The organism is Enterobacter sp. 6722112 (genome assembly GCF_058661685.1).
On the sequence record NZ_JBZWGR010000004.1, the window covers coordinates 41,911 to 58,592 of the forward strand.

Genomic DNA, 16,682 nt, shown 5'->3' on the forward strand with positions numbered 1-16,682 from the left:
CTGTGTATTCTTCTCCTTTCCTTGCGATCATCTTTGCCCTGGCATTACCCCATTTCTCCCAAAAACCGTAAAACGGCCCTCAGCCCGCGTCATGACTGTCTTCAGCGTGGATTGACGCTGAAAAAGGATCCTTTACGTATTTGGTTTTACCCACAATAATGCGGGATAAGACAACAAAAGGATCCGCGCGCTGCGATTTATTGTGATGGCAGGATCGGGCCTTTCAGGCCAGAATAACTGTATCCAAACCTGCCGTGCGCTACGTGAAAAATAGCCGATGAACAACATCATTCCCCTGCAGAATTCACCAGAACGCGTTTCGTTGTTGCCGATAGCCCCGGGCGTTGATTTTGCAACCGCCGTGGCATTACGACGCATGGCCACCTCCACCGGTGCCACCCCGGCCTATCTGCTGGCGCCGGAAGTGAGTGCCCTCCTCTGGTATATGCCTGACCAGCGGCATCACATGCTGTTCGCCACCATGTGGAACACCGGCATCCGTATCGGAGAAGCCCGGACGCTCACCCCGGAGTCATTCGATCTCGACGGGCTGCGACCCTTTGTACGGGTACTGTCTGAAAAAGTACGGGCCCGGCGCGGGCGCCCGCCGAAAGATGAGGTCCGTCTGGTTCCGCTGACCGATATAAGCTATGTCAGGCAGATGGCGAGCTGGATGGTCACCACCCGTCCCCGCCGGCGTGAACCACTGTGGGCCGTCACCGATGAAACCATGCGTAACTGGCTGAAGCAGGCCGTGAAGCGGGCCGAAGCTGACGGAGTCCATTTTTCAATTCCGGTGACACCGCATACTTTCCGGCACAGCTATATCATGCACATGCTCTATCACCGCCAGCCCCGGAAAGTTATTCAGGCACTGGCCGGTCACAAGGATCCGCGCTCCATGGAGGTGTATACCCGGGTATTCGCGCTGGATATGGCCGCCACACTGGCCGTGCCGTTCACTGGTGACGGGCATGATGCCGCGCAGATCCTCCGGACACTCCCCCCTCTGACGTGACAACGTCACTCACCACAGTTTATATAAGCTGTGGTGAGTGAATCTTCCCGGAGATAAGCTGTAGTGAGTGAAATAAACTGTAGCATGCAACATAAGATATAGTGAGCAGATACTGGTTTATGGTGGGCACGACAGGTCCGCAGGACTCCGGCAGTAACAGGCATGCCATTCTGAATGAGTTTGTGGATCAAGGAAGGATATGCTTCCGGTATGGGCTTCTCTCATCACCGCTTATATAAGCTGTAGTGAGCAGAACACTCACCAGAGGCAGTAATATAAGCTGTAGTAAGTAAACAGAGATGGATTACTCACTACAGCTTATGTTCAGCGGGATTTGAAGAGTTTTTCCAGGTCATCAAGCGTGATGCCCAGCTTCTCAAGAAGCGCCAGTTTTTCGGCCATCTCCGCACTGACATCGCCCTGTGCGGCAGGCAGCTGTGGGTTCTCCGCGCTCTCATCATGAGGTGGCTTTAACTTGGGCCGGCGGTAGTGAATACAGAAAAGTTTGGTGCGGCCACGCTGGATCTCAGTGTAATCCAGATAGCCAATCTCCCGGAGCTGCTCCATGGCACGTCTCACTGTCTGGTTCTGCGAGAACACAGGGGATTTCAGGTTCAGGCGGGCCCGCAGACGCGCCAGAGATATCGGTGCCGGATCCCGGGGCAGACTCTCTATAAAGGTATAAAGGGCCTGGGCGGACTCCCGGCGTTTCAGGGCATTGATGGCCTTGAGCTGCAGCAGGACTTTACGGTCAAACTGGTAGAGTTCAAAGAGGCGCGGATCGGCCTGCAACTGGACGATATCCTTCTCCGTATCATAGTAGGCCGACTGCACCAGGTGTGTGATGTACTCTTTGGTGTGACTTTCGGTCGTGCGGGAAAACGAGATCACGGTACCCGCGATACGTTTTAGCGAGGGGCTGATACGCTCCCGGAGCTTGCGTGATGACTGACTGGAGGGGATCCCACAGAGTTTGGCGAACTCAACAAACGGCAGTTCAACCTTATCGCCGATAACCTTATGGCGTGCAAAGGAATGGATCACCCCTACCCAGGTCTTGAAGTCATTATCCATATCCAGGCGGGGACCGGTGATCTCCACCTTATCAAACCCTTCGGCTCTGGCGAGAGATAGACGCGTCAGTTCTTCCGTCGCATTAGTACGCGAAAGCGTGTTCTTTTTACTGTTTTTCAGTGATTTGAGAGTAGGGACAAACACTCCGAGCCGCATCACACTGATCTATTCATTTCTCAATACAGACTATGTCAAAACTGCACTTCTCTCAGAGCCATGATACGGAGGTTACATAGTACAGTTTGATTCTGGTTTCTTCCGATCAGACACAGCAACGGTAATTTGAGCCTGACCGATCAACATCGAGAAGTTTTTCTCTACACCTTTACGTGCTGTACCCGGATCCACAGCCAACTAGTGGTTGAAACATGCATACCATAACTCTATTATAATTGTACGGTATACATCCGTACATACTATCGCCTTAAGTCCCGAACTCAACAAAACTGTCCGCTCTTTCAGATTAAAGAGTGGCTTGGGAGAGAAACCATGTCAGCACTGAAAAAGCAGCGCATTGACCTGAGATTAAATGAAGACGACAAACACATGATCGAAGAAGCTGCAGCAATGACTAACCAGTCAATTTCGCAGTTCATGGTCAGTACCGCCTCAGAACGCGCTGCAGAAGTTATTGACCAGCACCGTCGTCTGCTCCTCAATGAGGAGTCTTGGAACCTGGTTATGGATGCAATCATTAATCCGCCAGCACCGAATGACCGGCTGAAACGCGCCGCTAACCGTCTCCGGGAACTGGAGTAATAAATGGAGGGTTTAAGGATTGAGATTTTTTCAGAGGAAGTTGAATATGAATTAAGCAACTTCGATTGTGGAGAAGAGTATCTGAATACTTTTCTTACTGACCATCTGAAACGGCAGCATAACAGTAAGATCTTACGTGGTTATGTTCTCGTGACGAGAGAGGATAAACCGCGTGTGATGGGGTACTACACGCTATCAGGAAGTTGCTTTGAGAAAATACTTCTACCCAGCAAAACACAACAAAAGCGTGTACCCTACAAGAATGTGCCGAGCGTGACTTTGGGCCGTCTGGCAATTGATAAAAGCATTCACCACCAGGGATATGGAGAAACACTTGTTACCCATGCGATGAAAGTCGTGTATCAGGCCTCGCAGGCTGTGGGTATACACGGAATGTTCGTGGAAGCGCTGAACGACAACGCCAAAAAATTCTACCTTCGACTGGGTTTCATTCAGTTAAAGGAAGAAAACTGTAACTCGCTCTTTTACCCGACAAAATCTATTGAAGAATTGTTCGAAGTAAATGATGAATAAAACAGGTTTAGACTGATCCAGTAAAGCCGTACCGCTTATGTAAAGCGGCCTAGTCCTATTACAGTATTTTTACCGAAACAGCTCTTCTGCGGTATCTAGCCCCGATTAGCCAGCCAGATAATTCAGCGCTGGGGTGGCTTCTTCACAAGAGAGCGGACTGTAGAATCCGAATCCATCCGTCATAAGGAGCCAATGCAGACATTCAGTCCAGCTCGCGCCGGTCAGTTTCTTCCTGACTCATCAATGGCCAACGGATAATACGGATGAACCGGCAAGCCTGGTCCAACGTAAACCCGAATCCGTCCAGCATCGCGGTCAGCAGAGGGCCGTCATCCTCTTCATAGCGTTCCGAGCGAAGGGCGCCAGGGGTACCCTCCACCGCTTCAGCCAGCGCCAGAAAACGTTCCTGTATCGGTTGTTCCTTATTACGCCAGCCTGGCTTCACTGCTTTAAGGTGCTCCGGGTTTGTGGCGGATAGCCCTTGCACATCGTGTTGTCGCAGTGCCCTGAGCAGGTGCCGGTACCAGATTTCCGTCGTGTCTGAAGCCTGTCCGCCGGGAAACTCTGCATTCTTCAGGACTGGCGTACCCTGTTCAGGCGCGGTGCTTTCGTTGATCTGCAGGCGGATATCAATGCCGGCATCGTGACAGGCCTGCAACCACTCAGCCACCTGCAGGGGGTCGCCTTCCTGTCGCATCACTTGCCCGGCCGCGTTCCACAGCTGCAGGCAGGTGGTGCCGACGAGACGGATAACGTAGTCGCCCCGGCACGCCAGGTACCAGCGACCGTCCAGCTCCACCGGCCGGTCGTCACCGAACCTGTCAGACTCGTATACCGGCTTTATCCTGACCAGGGGCAGAACCCGGACCTCCGTCGTGCGTTGCTCCGCCAGGACACGCGCCTGTTCGTCAGCCAGAAGCGGAGCGGCCAGCGCACGGCCGGCGCCTGTCAGCTCGACGGCCAGCTGCAGGTTCGGGGCGCGCAGGGTGCGCAGCCAGCCTGCGGCCTCCATACGCCGGCAGGAGGCGCGCAGGTTCGGCCCGTACACCGGGGCGTCCCCGCCCTGCGCCAGCATCCGCTCAATATCCCGCGTGGCCACCGGACCTGGACGTTTCGCATCGAGAGCGGCCAGCACAATCAGCACCCGGCGCTGCAGCGGTGACGGACGGCGTGCGTTGACCTCGGTCATGTTGCGCTGCTCCCGTTCCGGATAAGAGCGTCCAGACGCTCCCAGTCGGCGTCGATGCGCTCATAGGAACGGGCATCTGGTGTTCCTGTCTGCCCTTTCAGCGCCAGCCTGTGCCAGAAAGCCAGGAAGTCCCGGGCTTTGTTCAGCTCCTGGAAGTAGTAAGGCCCAGCCTCGCGGAGATCGCATTTTTTAATCTGATCTTCCGTTTCCTGCAAAAGCAGCTCATAGCTGAGTGAAAACGTCATTTCGTGATCCATCTTGTACACTCCGTCTGAAAATGTCCGATGAAGTGAAAAATCATATCTAAAATGATTTTATGATTAATGATAAACATCATACTCAGTATGATTTTATGTGTATTGCTTGATAATCATTTCCTTTGCCAGTTTCCCGGCACGTAGATCCGGAAAAAGTAATAATCGGAAATGTCGTACCAGAGCCGTCAGGCTGACCGGATGGTATAGTGGATTTTCGAACCGGAACGGGAGGGTTAGATGGGAAATTATTCAGATTTTGAGACCGATTTTGTTCAGCGAACACTGGCGCTTATCGATCAATATAACGAAATGATTGAGGTGCAGGGCAAGCCATTCAGGGAGCAGTACAACTACACGTTGACCCTGAATTGCCTTCTGGGTCTTATCGTCTTACCGAAAGAGAGGGCGCTCTCTTTCCTGCCTGCCGACCGTTTAACGCTGCAGCTTAAAGCTGAAATGGGATTACATGAGTCACAACTGCCCGGACCGGAAATGAACCTGCGGGAGTTGATCCATAAGATGCGGAATTCAGTGGCTCATTTCTGTGTCCAGGTAGAGTCAGCCAGCGATGCATACCTTGTAGACTGGATTGTTTTCAGAGAATCCCAGGGAGATGGGGACGTCTACGCCAGCTTCAGCGCTCGGGAGCTTTTACCCTTTCTGAAATATTATGCGACCCAGCTGCTCGACAATATGGCCCGCCGTCGAGCCCCAGCTGTTAACGTATTGGATTTGTGAGGGATTTACACAATGTTGATTCTCGATTGCTCCTCACGATCTCAGGCGCTGTTTTCACTTTCTTCCGGTTTTGGTTGCAGTGTAATGCAGCTAAAAAAGGTTTTGTTATCTCTCGATCTTGAACAGATTTACGAGACGGATCATTCCATTATGATCGACTCGCAACAATATCTGCGAGAGTACGTATGTAGGGAACTGGGGTCTCCGGGCAAGTTCTCCACCGCATACTGGTTTCACGGTACCCGGACATCAGCTGACAATACTTTTGAAAGTGGTTTACTTCCGCTGAACCAGACTGAGTCACTGGTGATGGATATGCTGGTAAATCTCGCACCAGACGCTGTGGTCAAAGAGAAATTGCAGGCTTGGAATTTTCATGCTGGCGTACCTGATAATCTCTTCCGGATGCGCACCAGAAACAAAATGCACTGGGGGCCATACGGTCACCTTGTTCGGGAGGTTCATCTTCATGCCCGCAAACTCTGGCAGCACAATTATCTGTGGCTACCGGAGCTGGTAGAGGATGTCTGCAATGCTTTCCAGAAAAAGTATGGGCAGGATCTTACAGAACATTATCTTAAGGTACTGAAACCCTGCATCGTCTGTTTCAGGGCAGATATTGAGTATGAAAAAGGTGCGCTTGAAGCCGCGCTGAGTTACGGATACACGTCCGTTAGAGAATTGCCGCCGGATAGCGGTGCACTATTCGGTATTGATCGACATGGTATATCTGTTTCTCTCGGTGAAATTGTGAACATTGAATTCACGAATTTGCATGAGCTTGATGGCTGAATCTTTTGGGTTGTACCTGTCATCGATACTACGTTTGTAAGTAACAGTGTTTCATTCAGGAAAAACTAGTTTGTGACAGATAATCTAAACAGCCTTATATATGTCTTTTAAGTTACTGTAATTTCTCAACTAAAACATAGGCTTTGTTGTTTAGCAGCTCGAGTGTATTGTTATTATTAAATACGCAGTGTGACGGTGATGCTTCCAACTTACTGATTTAGTGTATGATGGTGTTTTTGAGGTGCTCCCGTGGCTTCTGTTTCTATCAGCTGTCCCTCCTGTTCAGCTACTGACGGGGTGGTGCGTAACGGCAAAAGCACTGCCGGACATCAGCGCTATCTCTGCTCTCACTGCCGTAAAACATGGCAACTGCAGTTCACTTACACCGCTTCTCAACCCGGTACGCACCAGAAAATCATTGATATGGCCATGAATGGCGTTGGATGCCGGGCAACCGCCCGCATTATGGGCGTTGGCCTCAACACGATTTTCCGCCATTTAAAAAACTCAGGCCGCAGTCGGTAACCTCGCGCATACAGCCGGGCAGTGACGTCATCGTCTGCGCGGAAATGGACGAACAGTGGGGCTACGTCGGTGCTAAATCACGTCAGCGCTGGCTGTTTTACGCGTATGACAGGATACGGAGGACGGTTGTGGCGCACGTCTTCGGTGAACGCACTCTGGCCACACTGGAGCGTCTTCTGAGCCTGCTGTCGGCCTTTGAGGTCGTGGTATGGATGACGGATGGCTGGCCGCTGTATGAATCCCGCCTGAAGGGAAAGCTGCACGTAATCAGCAAGCGATATACGCAGCGAATTGAGCGGCATAACCTGAATCTGAGGCAGCACCTGGCACGGCTGGGACGGAAGTCGCTGTCGTTCTCAAAATCGGTGGAGCTGCATGACAAAGTCATCGGGCATTATCTGAACATAAAACAATATCAATAAGTTGGAGTCATTACCGCCATATTCAATTAGCGGTTTGTTGACCACGGGCATCATTTCTTTTGGCATGGATTTCGTTGCAGGAAGAAAACGTGTTCCATATCCAGCAGCTGGGAATAGACATTTTTTAATCATTATGATTTACCAAGAAAACTATTATTTCTTTTAATTATTAATCGTTACCAAACAGGTCGCGTGTATAAACTTTGTCCGCAACATCACGGATTTCATCGACCATTCTGACCTGCCCCCACGATTAGGGAAGGTGCGAATAAGCGGGGAAATTCTTCTCGGCTGACTCAGTCATTTCATTTCTTCATGTTTGAGCCGTTTTTTCTCCCGTAAATGCCTTGAATCAGCCTATTTAGACCGTTTCTTCGCCATTTAAGGCGTTATTCCCAGTTTTTAGTGAGATCTCTCCCACTGACGTATCATTTGGTCCGCCCGAAACAGGTTGGCCAGCGTGAATAACATCGCCAGTTGGTTATCGTTTTTCAGCAACCCCTTGTATCTGGCTTTCACGAAGCCGAACTGTCGCTTGATGATGCGAAATGGGTGCTCCACCCTGGCCCGGATGCTGGCTTTCATGTATTCGATGTTGATGGCCGTTTTGTTCTTGCGTGGATGCTGTTTCAAGGTTCTTACCTTGCCGGGGCGCTCGGCGATCAGCCAGTCCACATCCACGGAAAAATCATGAACATTCCCGTAAATAAAGGCTTCCCAGAACCTTCAAAAGGTACTCCGGATCCATCGCGCACATCGCTCTTTTGTGTTTAATACTCGCTTTTAGTGTCGTTTCACTTTTTAGCATGTTTAAACACATCTGTCTGATCCTTGCGAAATTCTCTGCTCGTTCTTCCGCTCGTTTACGGCAAGCATCTTCACCAAATGCAGTATCCAACATCCAATGCATCGACTCGACTAACCAGTGCGAGCGTGAAGCATTTAACAATTCTTTAGCACTGAGCGCTTTCGAACTAATATAATATCGCACCGTTACTTCTGACTCTTGGGCCACTGCTGATTCTTGTCTAATCGATACCACAATTCCCATCGTTTTTAGCCCTGGCCAATCAAACTCAAGATCGCCCAAAACACTTAAATCTTCATTCACTAAAGCCAGTCGTGTTTCCTGTCTGCCTCGCGATTTTTCTTGGGTACTGTAAGAATCACCATCATGTTTTTGCAGCATGCTCATATCAAAATAGTTATCAAAAGCTTGCTCAAGTCGGCCTTGATTTCCTTTCACGGCCAGCAAGTAATCAGCGTTTTTTTCAAGGATCTTTTGCGCGATTTTCTTTTGGCATCCCATCGCATCAATTGTGACTAAACAACCCGATATATCAAGCAGTTGAAGCAACTCAGGGATAGCGGTTATCTCATTGGACTTCTCGTAAACTTTATGTTGTCCAAGGCACACGCCATTCTCTGTCGCAAACGCATTAACCATATGGATAGCACCAAGCCCACGGGAATCATCATAAGAGCCACGCACGGTTTTACCGTCTATGGCGATCACTTCACCGTCCGTCAGTTCACAGCAGGATTTCATCCATTCGATAAAACACTTTTGTAAGCGTGTCGCGCTAATCATTCCCATCACTCTTGCAATGGTAATGGCAGAGGGAACACCATGACTAAAATCACCAAAGCGTTTGAGAAAATCTAACCATCTAGTGCCGTAAAGATGGATAGCTTTCCAGTCATCTTGACCGGAAAGCACCGCGCAAATTGTTAACAAAATGATATCAGTTAACTTGTGCTCGACTTTACCTTGTTGGCGATAATCTGGGATGGCATCGAAATGCATAAATGGGTGCTGGTTACTCATCGTTGGACCTCCAATTTGTCTATGGAGGTATTAGAAAACACTGAAAATGATCTACAAATCGATCATCGGATAATTGATTGTTGTGTGATAGCGCTAACTCATAAAGTTCAAAATTTGAGAACCTGCTACACTACGAAGCCTGTAAATACGGGCATGTTCATGAATTTTCCCTGAGTCCACATCCACCTCGGCCAGCTCCTCGCGCTGTGGCGCCCCTTGGTAGCCGGCATCGGCTGAGACAAATTGCTCCTCTCCATGCAGCAGATTACCCAGCTGATTGAGGTCATGCTCGTTGGCCGCGGTGGTGACCAGGCTGTGGGTCAGGCCACTCTTGGCATCGACACCAATGTGGGCCTTCATGCCAAAGTGCCACTGATTGCCTTTCTTGGTCTGATGCATCTCCGGATCGCGTTGCTGCTCTTTGTTCTTGGTCGAGCTGGGTGCCTCAATGATGGTGGCATCGACCAAGGTGCCTTGAGTCATCATGACGCCTGCTTCGGCCAGCCAGCGATTGATGGTCTTGAACAATTGGCGGGCCAGTTGATGCTGCTCCAGCAGGTGGCGGAAATTCATGATGGTGGTGCGGTCCGGCAAGGCGCTATCCAGGGATAACCGGGCAAACAGACGCATGGAGGCGATTTCGTACAGAGCATCTTCCATCGCGCCATCGCTCAGGTTGTACCAATGCTGCATGCAGTGAATGCGTAGCATGGTTTCCAGCGGATAAGGTCGCCGGCCATTACCAGCCTTGGGGTAAAACGGCTCGATGACTTCCACCATGTTTTGCCATGGCAGAATCTGCTCCATGCGGGACAAGAAAATCTCTTTTCTGGTCTGACGGCGCTTACTGCTGAATTCACTGTCGGCGAAGGTAAGTTGATGACTCATGATGAACCCTGTTCCATGGCTCCAGATGACAAACATGATCTCATATCAGGGACTTGTTCGCACCTTCCCTAGAGTGGCGACAAAGTTCAGCGGTTTGTTCGCCAAAAAGTCTTCGATTTCTACATCAACAATCGGAGATTTTCTGTCATTCAATAGCCGTACTTTTTCTTCAATAACGTCGAGCGCAACTACTTCGTGCTTCTGCGCTAATAACATTGCATTTGATAATGCCTACGTAGCCTGTCCCGGCTATAGCAATTTTCATTTTCTAGTCCATACCTGATTAAATTTTATTTGATGTTTAAATAATTATTGATAGCCATACTGACTCTCCAACAATCCTTGTCGGCGTATTGATGGAGCCACACCTTTAAGATCGATTAACGATAAATGTTTGCGTAATCCAGAACAAGATAACCACCGCTGCCGAGTTTACCTATTGGGGAAATTAAAAAGTCTCACAGCAAAGTGTCTCAAAATCGTCTTATGCTGAGACACAGCTCCTAGTAACACTCTGTTTATTTTAAATAAAGAAGGATCACGAGGATCATCCCCAATAGTGATGACGATTGGGGTTCAAGTTGGGCATGGCTGGTACCCCTCAAAAAACAGAGGTAACAGTGCGATAGAAAGCGCAGCGAGATCCGATGGCCCACAAAAAGAGAGGAAGGAGGAAGGAGATAAAGAAGAGAGAGCACCAACCGTTAAGTCGGCGCTCTGAATAGAATTAGGCGACTTCAGCCTCAAGCACCTTTTGCTCCGTTTTCTGAGGCGTCGTTGCCGAAGGCTGCTTATAAATGTTTTCATAGCAATAATTGGTGGCTTCAATATAGCCTTCCACACTACCGCAATCGAAACGTTGACCTTTAAATTTATACGCCAACACACAGCCAGATTTCGCCTGTTTCAGCAGCGCATCCGTAATTTGGATTTCACCACCCTTGCCAGGTTCGGTTTGTTCGATCAGCTCAAAAATATCTGGCGTTAAAATATAACGACCGATGATCGCCAAATTACTCGGCGCCGTTCCGGCTTCCGGTTTTTCGACCATGTCATCCACACGGAATAAATCGTCTTTGATCATTTCACCAGAAATCACACCATACTTATGGGTTTCAGATTCTGGTACTTCTTGTACAGCAACGATTGAGCATCGGAACTGATTGTACAACGCCTTCATTTGAGCCAAAACACCTTGGTCTGGATTGACACAGAGATCATCCGCCAAGACTACGGCAAATGGATTATCACCGACTAATGGACGCCCCGTTAAAATCGCGTGCCCTAACCCTTTCATTTCACTTTGACGAATGTAAGTAAAGCTTGCCGTATCAATCAGTGAACGAATATCCGTTAGCAGGGATTCTTTGCTGGTACCGCTAATTTGATGCTCGAGTTCATAGTTCTTATCGAAGTGATCCATCAACGCATGCTTACCGCGGCCGGTAACCACGCACATATCAGTCATACCCGCTTGAATCGCTTCTTCCACACCGTATTCAATCAGCGGCTTGTTCACCACTGGCATCATTTCCTTTGGCATGGATTTCGTCGCAGGAAGAAAGCGAGTCCCATATCCTGCGGCCGGGAATAGACATTTTTTAATCATAATTTTTCTAGCCAACTGTTTGTTTTTGTATTAGTCGTTGCCAAATAAGTCGCGAGTATAAACCTTCTCTGCGACATCACTGATTTCATCCACCATACGGTTAGATACAATCACATCACAAGCCGACTTGAATTGCTCCAGATCGGTAAGAACCAGCGAGTTGAAAAACGTTGTTTCTTTCAGTACTGGCTCATAAACCACCACTTCAATACCTTTCGCTTTCAGACGCTTCATCACCCCTTGAATCGAAGATGCACGGAAATTATCAGACCCCGCTTTCATTACAAGGCGATAAATACCGACACGTTTCGGGTTACGTTTTATAATAGAATCCGCGATGAAATCCTTACGGGTGGTATTCGCATCGACAATCGCGCCAATAATATTGTTTGGTACTTCCGCGTAATTAGCGCGCAGTTGCTTAGTATCTTTGGGTAAACAATAGCCGCCGTAACCAAACGATGGATTGTTATAGTGATTACCAATACGCGGGTCTAAGCTCACACCTTCAATAATTTGGCGGGCATTCAGGCCATGAGTTTCAGCATAGGAATCTAACTCATTGAAATACGCCACACGTAACGCAAGGTAGGTATTAGAAAATAGCTTAACCGCTTCAGCTTCAGTGGAATCCGTGAATAGAACTTCAATATTCTCTTTCACCGCACCTTCAACTAATAAACCTGCGAATACCTTAGCACGTTCACTTCTTTCACCCACGATAATACGAGAAGGGTGAAGGTTGTCATATAACGCGCGGCCTTCACGCAAAAACTCCGGAGAGAACATCAGGTTTTCACAACCGAGTTCCTCTTTAATACGAGCCGTGTAACCAACCGGAACCGTCGATTTAATCACCATAACCGCTTCTGGATTAATTTCCATCACATCTTTAATCACTGATTCGACTGACGAGGTATTAAAGTAGTTGGTTTTAACGTCATAATCGGTCGGCGTTGCAATCACGACAAAATCCGCATTTTTATACGCGAGCTCTTTATCCAAAGTAGCGTAAAGATCGAGTGGCTTATTCGCCAAAAAGTCTTCTATCTCAACATCCACAATCGGAGATATCTTGTCGTTTAATCGTTGTACTTTTTCTTGGATAACATCTAAAGCAACCACTTCATGATGCTGCGCGAGTAACATCGCGTTTGATAAGCCTACGTAGCCTGTGCCGGCAATAGCAATTTTCATTTTTTCCTAGTCCAAACCTGTTTAACTTTTTATATGTTTTTTCTTACGAGATATATTGAGATCCCGTGAAAGCAGCGGGATAACATTTGACCATCGTGATTACAACGAACCACTTAGATTACCAATAAATGGGGACGGGCTTCCTGTAGCGCCAGTAATCAATCGCTGCAGAAATGACATATTGGGGAGCAACGACAACCTCATAAAGTGTCTCAAATCGTCTTACTCTAAGGCACAATGACTAGACGAGTAACCGACTCTTCGTTTATAACAAGAAACGATCACAAGGAGCACTCCCAATGGGGTTATGACGCTATTTGTGTTCTTCTACAAATTCGTACTCTTTATCTTCCAAACATTCTTTGACCGCATTAAGGTATTTATGAATCACTATCTGCTCATCAAACTCACGTTCAATCTTCAAGCGACTTTGACGCCCCATATCTAAGCGTTGCTCATGAGTCATTTGAATCATTAATTCCAATTTTTCAGCCAAGCTCTCTGTACTGCGTAACTCACACAGGTAACCGTTTATGCCATCATCAACAGTTTCGCGGCAGCCAACATTATCGGTAGTTACAATAGGTTTGCCCATAGCTCCGGCTTCAAGCAACGACTTAGGAACGCCTTCGCGGTAGAAGGATGGCAATACAATACAATCAACTTTCGCGATATCCTCTTCAACGCTATCAGATACGCCAAGGTAATTCACAATACCCTCATCAACCCATGCTTGCATTTCAGATTCGGTGACAGCTGACGGATTATTTACTCCAACAAAACCGAGTAGTTGAAACTCAACACCGAAGCCATACTTAGCTTTAAGTGTTCTAGCAGCGTCGACGTAATGCCCAATACCTTTGTCATAGAGCATACGAGCAATTAATAAAAACCGGACAACGCCATCGTCAGCAGTTGACTGAAGAGTAAAACGAGTTAAATCTACACCAGAGCCTGGTAACCTATCGGTAATCGAAACATCTGCAAGTTTGTTATCTAAGAATAGCTTCCTATCATCTTCATTTTGGAAGAAGATCTTATCGGCTTTGCGTTGACTAACTTTGTAAAGAAAACGAGCTAACTTTGCAGTAATGGATTCATTAATGAAAACCATACCCAAACCAGCAATATTGTTCACTGATTTAGACCCGACAAAATGCCCAGCTAACGTACCGTATATGTTGTTCTTAGGAGTGAAGTTAAGTAACACATCAGGTTTCACACTCTTAAAGATTTTAATAAAGGAGAAGAACGTACCGATATCTTTAATCGGATTTGTCCCACCTTGGTCAATGTCGATATTACAAAACCCAGCTCCTAATGCTTCGAGCTTTGGTGAATAATCGTCTTTAGGAGCTATCGCCACAACGTTATAACCAGCACCTAGCAATGCTGTTATTGTATTTCTCCTAAAATTATATAAATACCAACTAGTATTCGCTGAAATCGCAACCGTTTGCATTTTACTACCTAAACCTTATAAAAATCGCGATACCATTCGACTAAGGATTGAACACCTTGTTTCAAACCAACTTGTGGTTTATAACCAGTCGCTTCGAATAAATCAGAGGTTTCCGCATAAGTCTTATACACATCACCAGGCTGCATTTCTCGGAAATTCTTTTTCGCCTCAATACCAAGAGCAGATTCAATTTCCGAGATAAAGTCCATAAGGTTGACAGGGCTGCCGTGGCCAATATTGTAAACAGAGTATGGAGCAGAGCTAGAAGCAGGTGTACCAGACTCAACCGTCCAATCATTATTTCTTTTAGGGATAACATCTGAAATTCGTACGATACCTTCAACAATATCATCGATATACGTAAAATCACGCCACATATCGCCATTGTTGTTTATATCGATTGTGTCGCCCTCTAATATCTTCTTCGTGAAAATAAAAGGTGCCATGTCCGGACGTCCCCATGGACCGTATACCGTGAAGAAACGTAATCCGGTTGTAGGAAGGTCATACAAGTGAGAATAAGAGTGCGCCATTAACTCGTTTGATTTTTTAGTCGCTGCATACAAAGATACGGGATGATCAACAGTATCACTTGTTTCAAATGGAGTTTTTTGATTTAAACCGTAAACAGAAGATGAAGATGCATAGACTAAGTGTTTAACTTTTGAATTACGGCAACCTTCTAGGATGTTCAAATGACCAACTAAATTAGAATCGGCGTAAGCCATAGGGTTTTCTATTGAATACCTGACACCCGCTTGCGCTGCTAAATGAATTACACAGTCGAAGACGTTGTTTGCAAACAAATCAGCAACAGCCTCTCGGTCAGAAATATCCATCTTAATAGACTTAAAACGATTATTCTTCTTTAAATTCAGCAATCTAGCTTCTTTCAGATTAACATCATAGTAATCATTAATATTATCTACCCCAACAACAGTAACACCTTTACTTAAAAGTGCTTCGATGGTTTTAGAACCAATAAAACCTGCCGCACCAGTTACTAAATATTTCATCTAATTCACCATTAAATTTTTATACTTTTCAATAATATTATTTTTTTCAAGAGACTTTATTAAAAAACTTTTTTCAGCCTTATTAATAGGTGGTTTATTTGTTACACAGTAATTTATTGCTGATGATATAGAATCAGTTGAATCATCACCTAATAAAAAACCCAAACCATATAGTTCACCATAAGGAAATTCATCAATTTTATTTTTTGAATAAAAGCAACTTAATACTTCTTTTGGTCCTGTTTTACAATCTAGATGTATTGGATAGCAATTCAGACTAATTGCTTCTATAAGAGCATTTGGAAAACCTTCAGAAAGAGAGGCCGAAAGATAAAAATCACAGTTTTTATAGTATGGATATGGGTTCTGTACTTGACCTAAAAAACTTACTCTATCTTCTATCTTTAATTCTTTAGCTCTTTGTTCACAATAATCGAGTTCATCACCATCACCCAAAAAAATAAAATAAACATTATTCCTAACATTAGGAATAGCCTCGATTATAGATGATTGATTTTTAGTCTTATGAAAACGCCCAACTATTAATACATAAACTATATTTTCATTAAAGAGCAAAGGTTGAGCATCATCAAAACCAGACAATTTCAATATATTTTTATAATCTATAGCATTATAAATTACGGATCCATGTTTTAGATTAAAATTACCCTCATATTCATTCTTCATATCTAACGACTTATAGGTATGAAAGTTAGAGTGCTTTAACAAATGCCGAATCAAAAATGAATGGAAATAACCTACTTTTTTGTTACCACCAAACTTAGACTCAAAAGATACACAGTGAGTACATATAGTTTTATACTTAAGAAAGAAAGATGAAAAAACATTCAAGTAATTGGCCCAGAACAGATGGCTATTCACTGTTGTTATTTTCTCTTTTCTGACTATCTGTAAAAGTTTAAAAAAAGCTTTTAATAAATCAAAAGGGAGAAAGCTTTTCTTGTCTAGTAAATTTACCTTCCGAGTGGTATTTACACAATTAAACTCATCAGGCCATATTTTTATAAGTAAAAATTCTTCTTTAGAATTATTAATTAGATTTGCGACAACGCGCTCAGCACCACCATTTCTGAGATCATTAATAAAAATTGCTTTACTCATTGTTTTTAAACCTAATTTTTATAAATACAAATTTAAATTTATTGGATTTATTTCTAGTACTTCGATTCATACTCTTAGCATTATAAATATATAAATATATAAATATATAAATATATAAATATTTTTTAGTAAAAAAATATTTATATCAACTTCAGTACCATACAGTATGTCCAACAATAGATAATAAATATAAACTAATAAAAGTCGACACAACAACGTACTACCTTTAATAGTTTCAAGATTAATTTTATT

The 16,682-nt window shown here is 45.7% G+C and carries 15 protein-coding genes and 5 pseudogenes; 6 read left to right on the plus strand and 14 right to left on the minus strand.

The window, feature by feature from the left end; translation table 11 throughout:
* Window positions 1-132: 132 nt before the first annotated feature.
* A complete protein-coding gene (locus AC4OVU_RS00620; protein WP_491928589.1) occupies window positions 133-378 on the minus strand; it encodes a hypothetical protein in 246 nt (81 codons plus the stop codon).
* Between AC4OVU_RS00620 and AC4OVU_RS00625 the strand changes: the two genes are divergently transcribed.
* Window positions 278-1,018: a tyrosine-type recombinase/integrase gene (locus AC4OVU_RS00625; RefSeq protein WP_097502822.1), complete on the plus strand. Its 741-nt coding sequence runs from the start codon at window positions 278-280 to the stop codon at window positions 1,016-1,018. The genes AC4OVU_RS00620 and AC4OVU_RS00625 overlap by 101 nt on opposite strands.
* Window positions 1,019-1,342: 324 nt before the next feature.
* On the opposite strand, the pseudogene AC4OVU_RS00630 reads toward AC4OVU_RS00625, so the two are convergent.
* A pseudogene (locus tag AC4OVU_RS00630) lies at window positions 1,343-2,257 on the minus strand (RepB family plasmid replication initiator protein); the annotation flags it as partial.
* A 324-nt stretch (window positions 2,258-2,581) separates the two neighbouring features.
* Here AC4OVU_RS00630 and AC4OVU_RS00635 point away from each other — a divergent pair.
* Entirely contained in the window at window positions 2,582-2,851 is a 270-nt protein-coding gene (locus AC4OVU_RS00635) for a type II toxin-antitoxin system TacA family antitoxin (protein ID WP_022652312.1), read from the plus strand.
* Between the two features lie 3 nt (window positions 2,852-2,854).
* Complete coding sequence (locus tag AC4OVU_RS00640) at window positions 2,855-3,385, plus strand: GNAT family N-acetyltransferase (protein ID WP_016479963.1); 531 nt, start codon at window positions 2,855-2,857, stop codon at window positions 3,383-3,385.
* A 202-nt stretch (window positions 3,386-3,587) separates the two neighbouring features.
* Here the strand turns inward: AC4OVU_RS00640 and AC4OVU_RS00645 are convergent, their stop codons facing one another.
* Window positions 3,588-4,574, minus strand: coding sequence for a hypothetical protein (locus tag AC4OVU_RS00645; RefSeq protein WP_491928574.1), 987 nt, complete (start codon window positions 4,572-4,574; stop codon window positions 3,588-3,590).
* A complete protein-coding gene (locus AC4OVU_RS00650) occupies window positions 4,571-4,819 on the minus strand; it encodes a hypothetical protein (RefSeq protein WP_392503318.1) in 249 nt (82 codons plus the stop codon). The genes AC4OVU_RS00645 and AC4OVU_RS00650 overlap by 4 nt, the downstream gene beginning before the upstream one ends.
* A 249-nt stretch (window positions 4,820-5,068) precedes the next feature.
* Here AC4OVU_RS00650 and AC4OVU_RS00655 point away from each other — a divergent pair, with 249 nt between their 5' ends.
* From AC4OVU_RS00655 to AC4OVU_RS00665, 3 genes are all read left to right on the plus strand, one after another.
* Window positions 5,069-5,569, plus strand: coding sequence for a HEPN family nuclease (locus AC4OVU_RS00655; protein WP_063091377.1), 501 nt, complete (start codon window positions 5,069-5,071; stop codon window positions 5,567-5,569).
* Window positions 5,570-5,581: 12 nt separating this feature from the next.
* On the plus strand, window positions 5,582-6,361 hold the full coding sequence (locus AC4OVU_RS00660; RefSeq protein ID WP_104772726.1) for a hypothetical protein: 780 nt from the start codon (window positions 5,582-5,584) through the stop codon (window positions 6,359-6,361).
* Between the two features lie 249 nt (window positions 6,362-6,610).
* A protein-coding gene (locus AC4OVU_RS00665; RefSeq protein ID WP_491928575.1) for an IS1 family transposase occupies window positions 6,611-7,308 on the plus strand; the annotation gives its coding sequence in 2 pieces (ribosomal slippage) (window positions 6,611-6,860 and window positions 6,860-7,308; 699 coding nt in all).
* A 6-nt stretch (window positions 7,309-7,314) separates the two neighbouring features.
* Here the strand turns inward: AC4OVU_RS00665 and AC4OVU_RS00670 are convergent.
* The 10 genes and pseudogenes from AC4OVU_RS00670 to AC4OVU_RS00715 form a co-directional block, all read right to left on the minus strand.
* Window positions 7,315-7,440: pseudogene (locus AC4OVU_RS00670) on the minus strand (sugar phosphate nucleotidyltransferase); the annotation flags it as partial.
* A 270-nt stretch (window positions 7,441-7,710) separates the two neighbouring features.
* Window positions 7,711-7,989, minus strand: a pseudogene (locus AC4OVU_RS00675) (IS5/IS1182 family transposase); the annotation flags it as partial.
* A 7-nt stretch (window positions 7,990-7,996) separates the two neighbouring features.
* Entirely contained in the window at window positions 7,997-9,136 is a 1,140-nt protein-coding gene (locus AC4OVU_RS00680; protein ID WP_024250307.1) for an ISAs1 family transposase, read from the minus strand.
* A gap of 174 nt (window positions 9,137-9,310) precedes the next feature.
* A pseudogene (locus tag AC4OVU_RS00685) lies at window positions 9,311-10,024 on the minus strand (IS5-like element IS5 family transposase); the annotation flags it as partial.
* A gap of 63 nt (window positions 10,025-10,087) precedes the next feature.
* A pseudogene (locus AC4OVU_RS00690) lies at window positions 10,088-10,289 on the minus strand (UDP-glucose 6-dehydrogenase); the annotation flags it as partial.
* A 462-nt stretch (window positions 10,290-10,751) separates the two neighbouring features.
* Window positions 10,752-11,633, minus strand: a complete 882-nt coding sequence (gene galU / locus AC4OVU_RS00695) for a UTP--glucose-1-phosphate uridylyltransferase GalU (protein WP_491928576.1) — start codon at window positions 11,631-11,633, stop codon at window positions 10,752-10,754.
* Window positions 11,634-11,663: 30 nt separating this feature from the next.
* On the minus strand, window positions 11,664-12,830 hold the full coding sequence (locus AC4OVU_RS00700) for a nucleotide sugar dehydrogenase (protein ID WP_491928577.1): 1,167 nt from the start codon (window positions 12,828-12,830) through the stop codon (window positions 11,664-11,666).
* Between the two features lie 313 nt (window positions 12,831-13,143).
* The gene (locus tag AC4OVU_RS00705) at window positions 13,144-14,292 is read right to left on the minus strand and encodes a glycosyltransferase family 4 protein (RefSeq protein WP_491928578.1); all 1,149 of its coding nucleotides are present in this window, start codon (window positions 14,290-14,292) and stop codon (window positions 13,144-13,146) included.
* A gap of 8 nt (window positions 14,293-14,300) precedes the next feature.
* Window positions 14,301-15,308 carry an NAD-dependent epimerase gene (locus AC4OVU_RS00710; RefSeq protein ID WP_159197265.1) on the minus strand — a complete coding sequence of 336 codons (1,008 nt, stop codon included), beginning with the start codon at window positions 15,306-15,308 and terminating at the stop codon, window positions 14,301-14,303.
* Entirely contained in the window at window positions 15,309-16,430 is a 1,122-nt protein-coding gene (locus AC4OVU_RS00715; protein ID WP_159197266.1) for a glycosyltransferase, read from the minus strand.
* Window positions 16,431-16,682 lie beyond the last annotated feature (252 nt).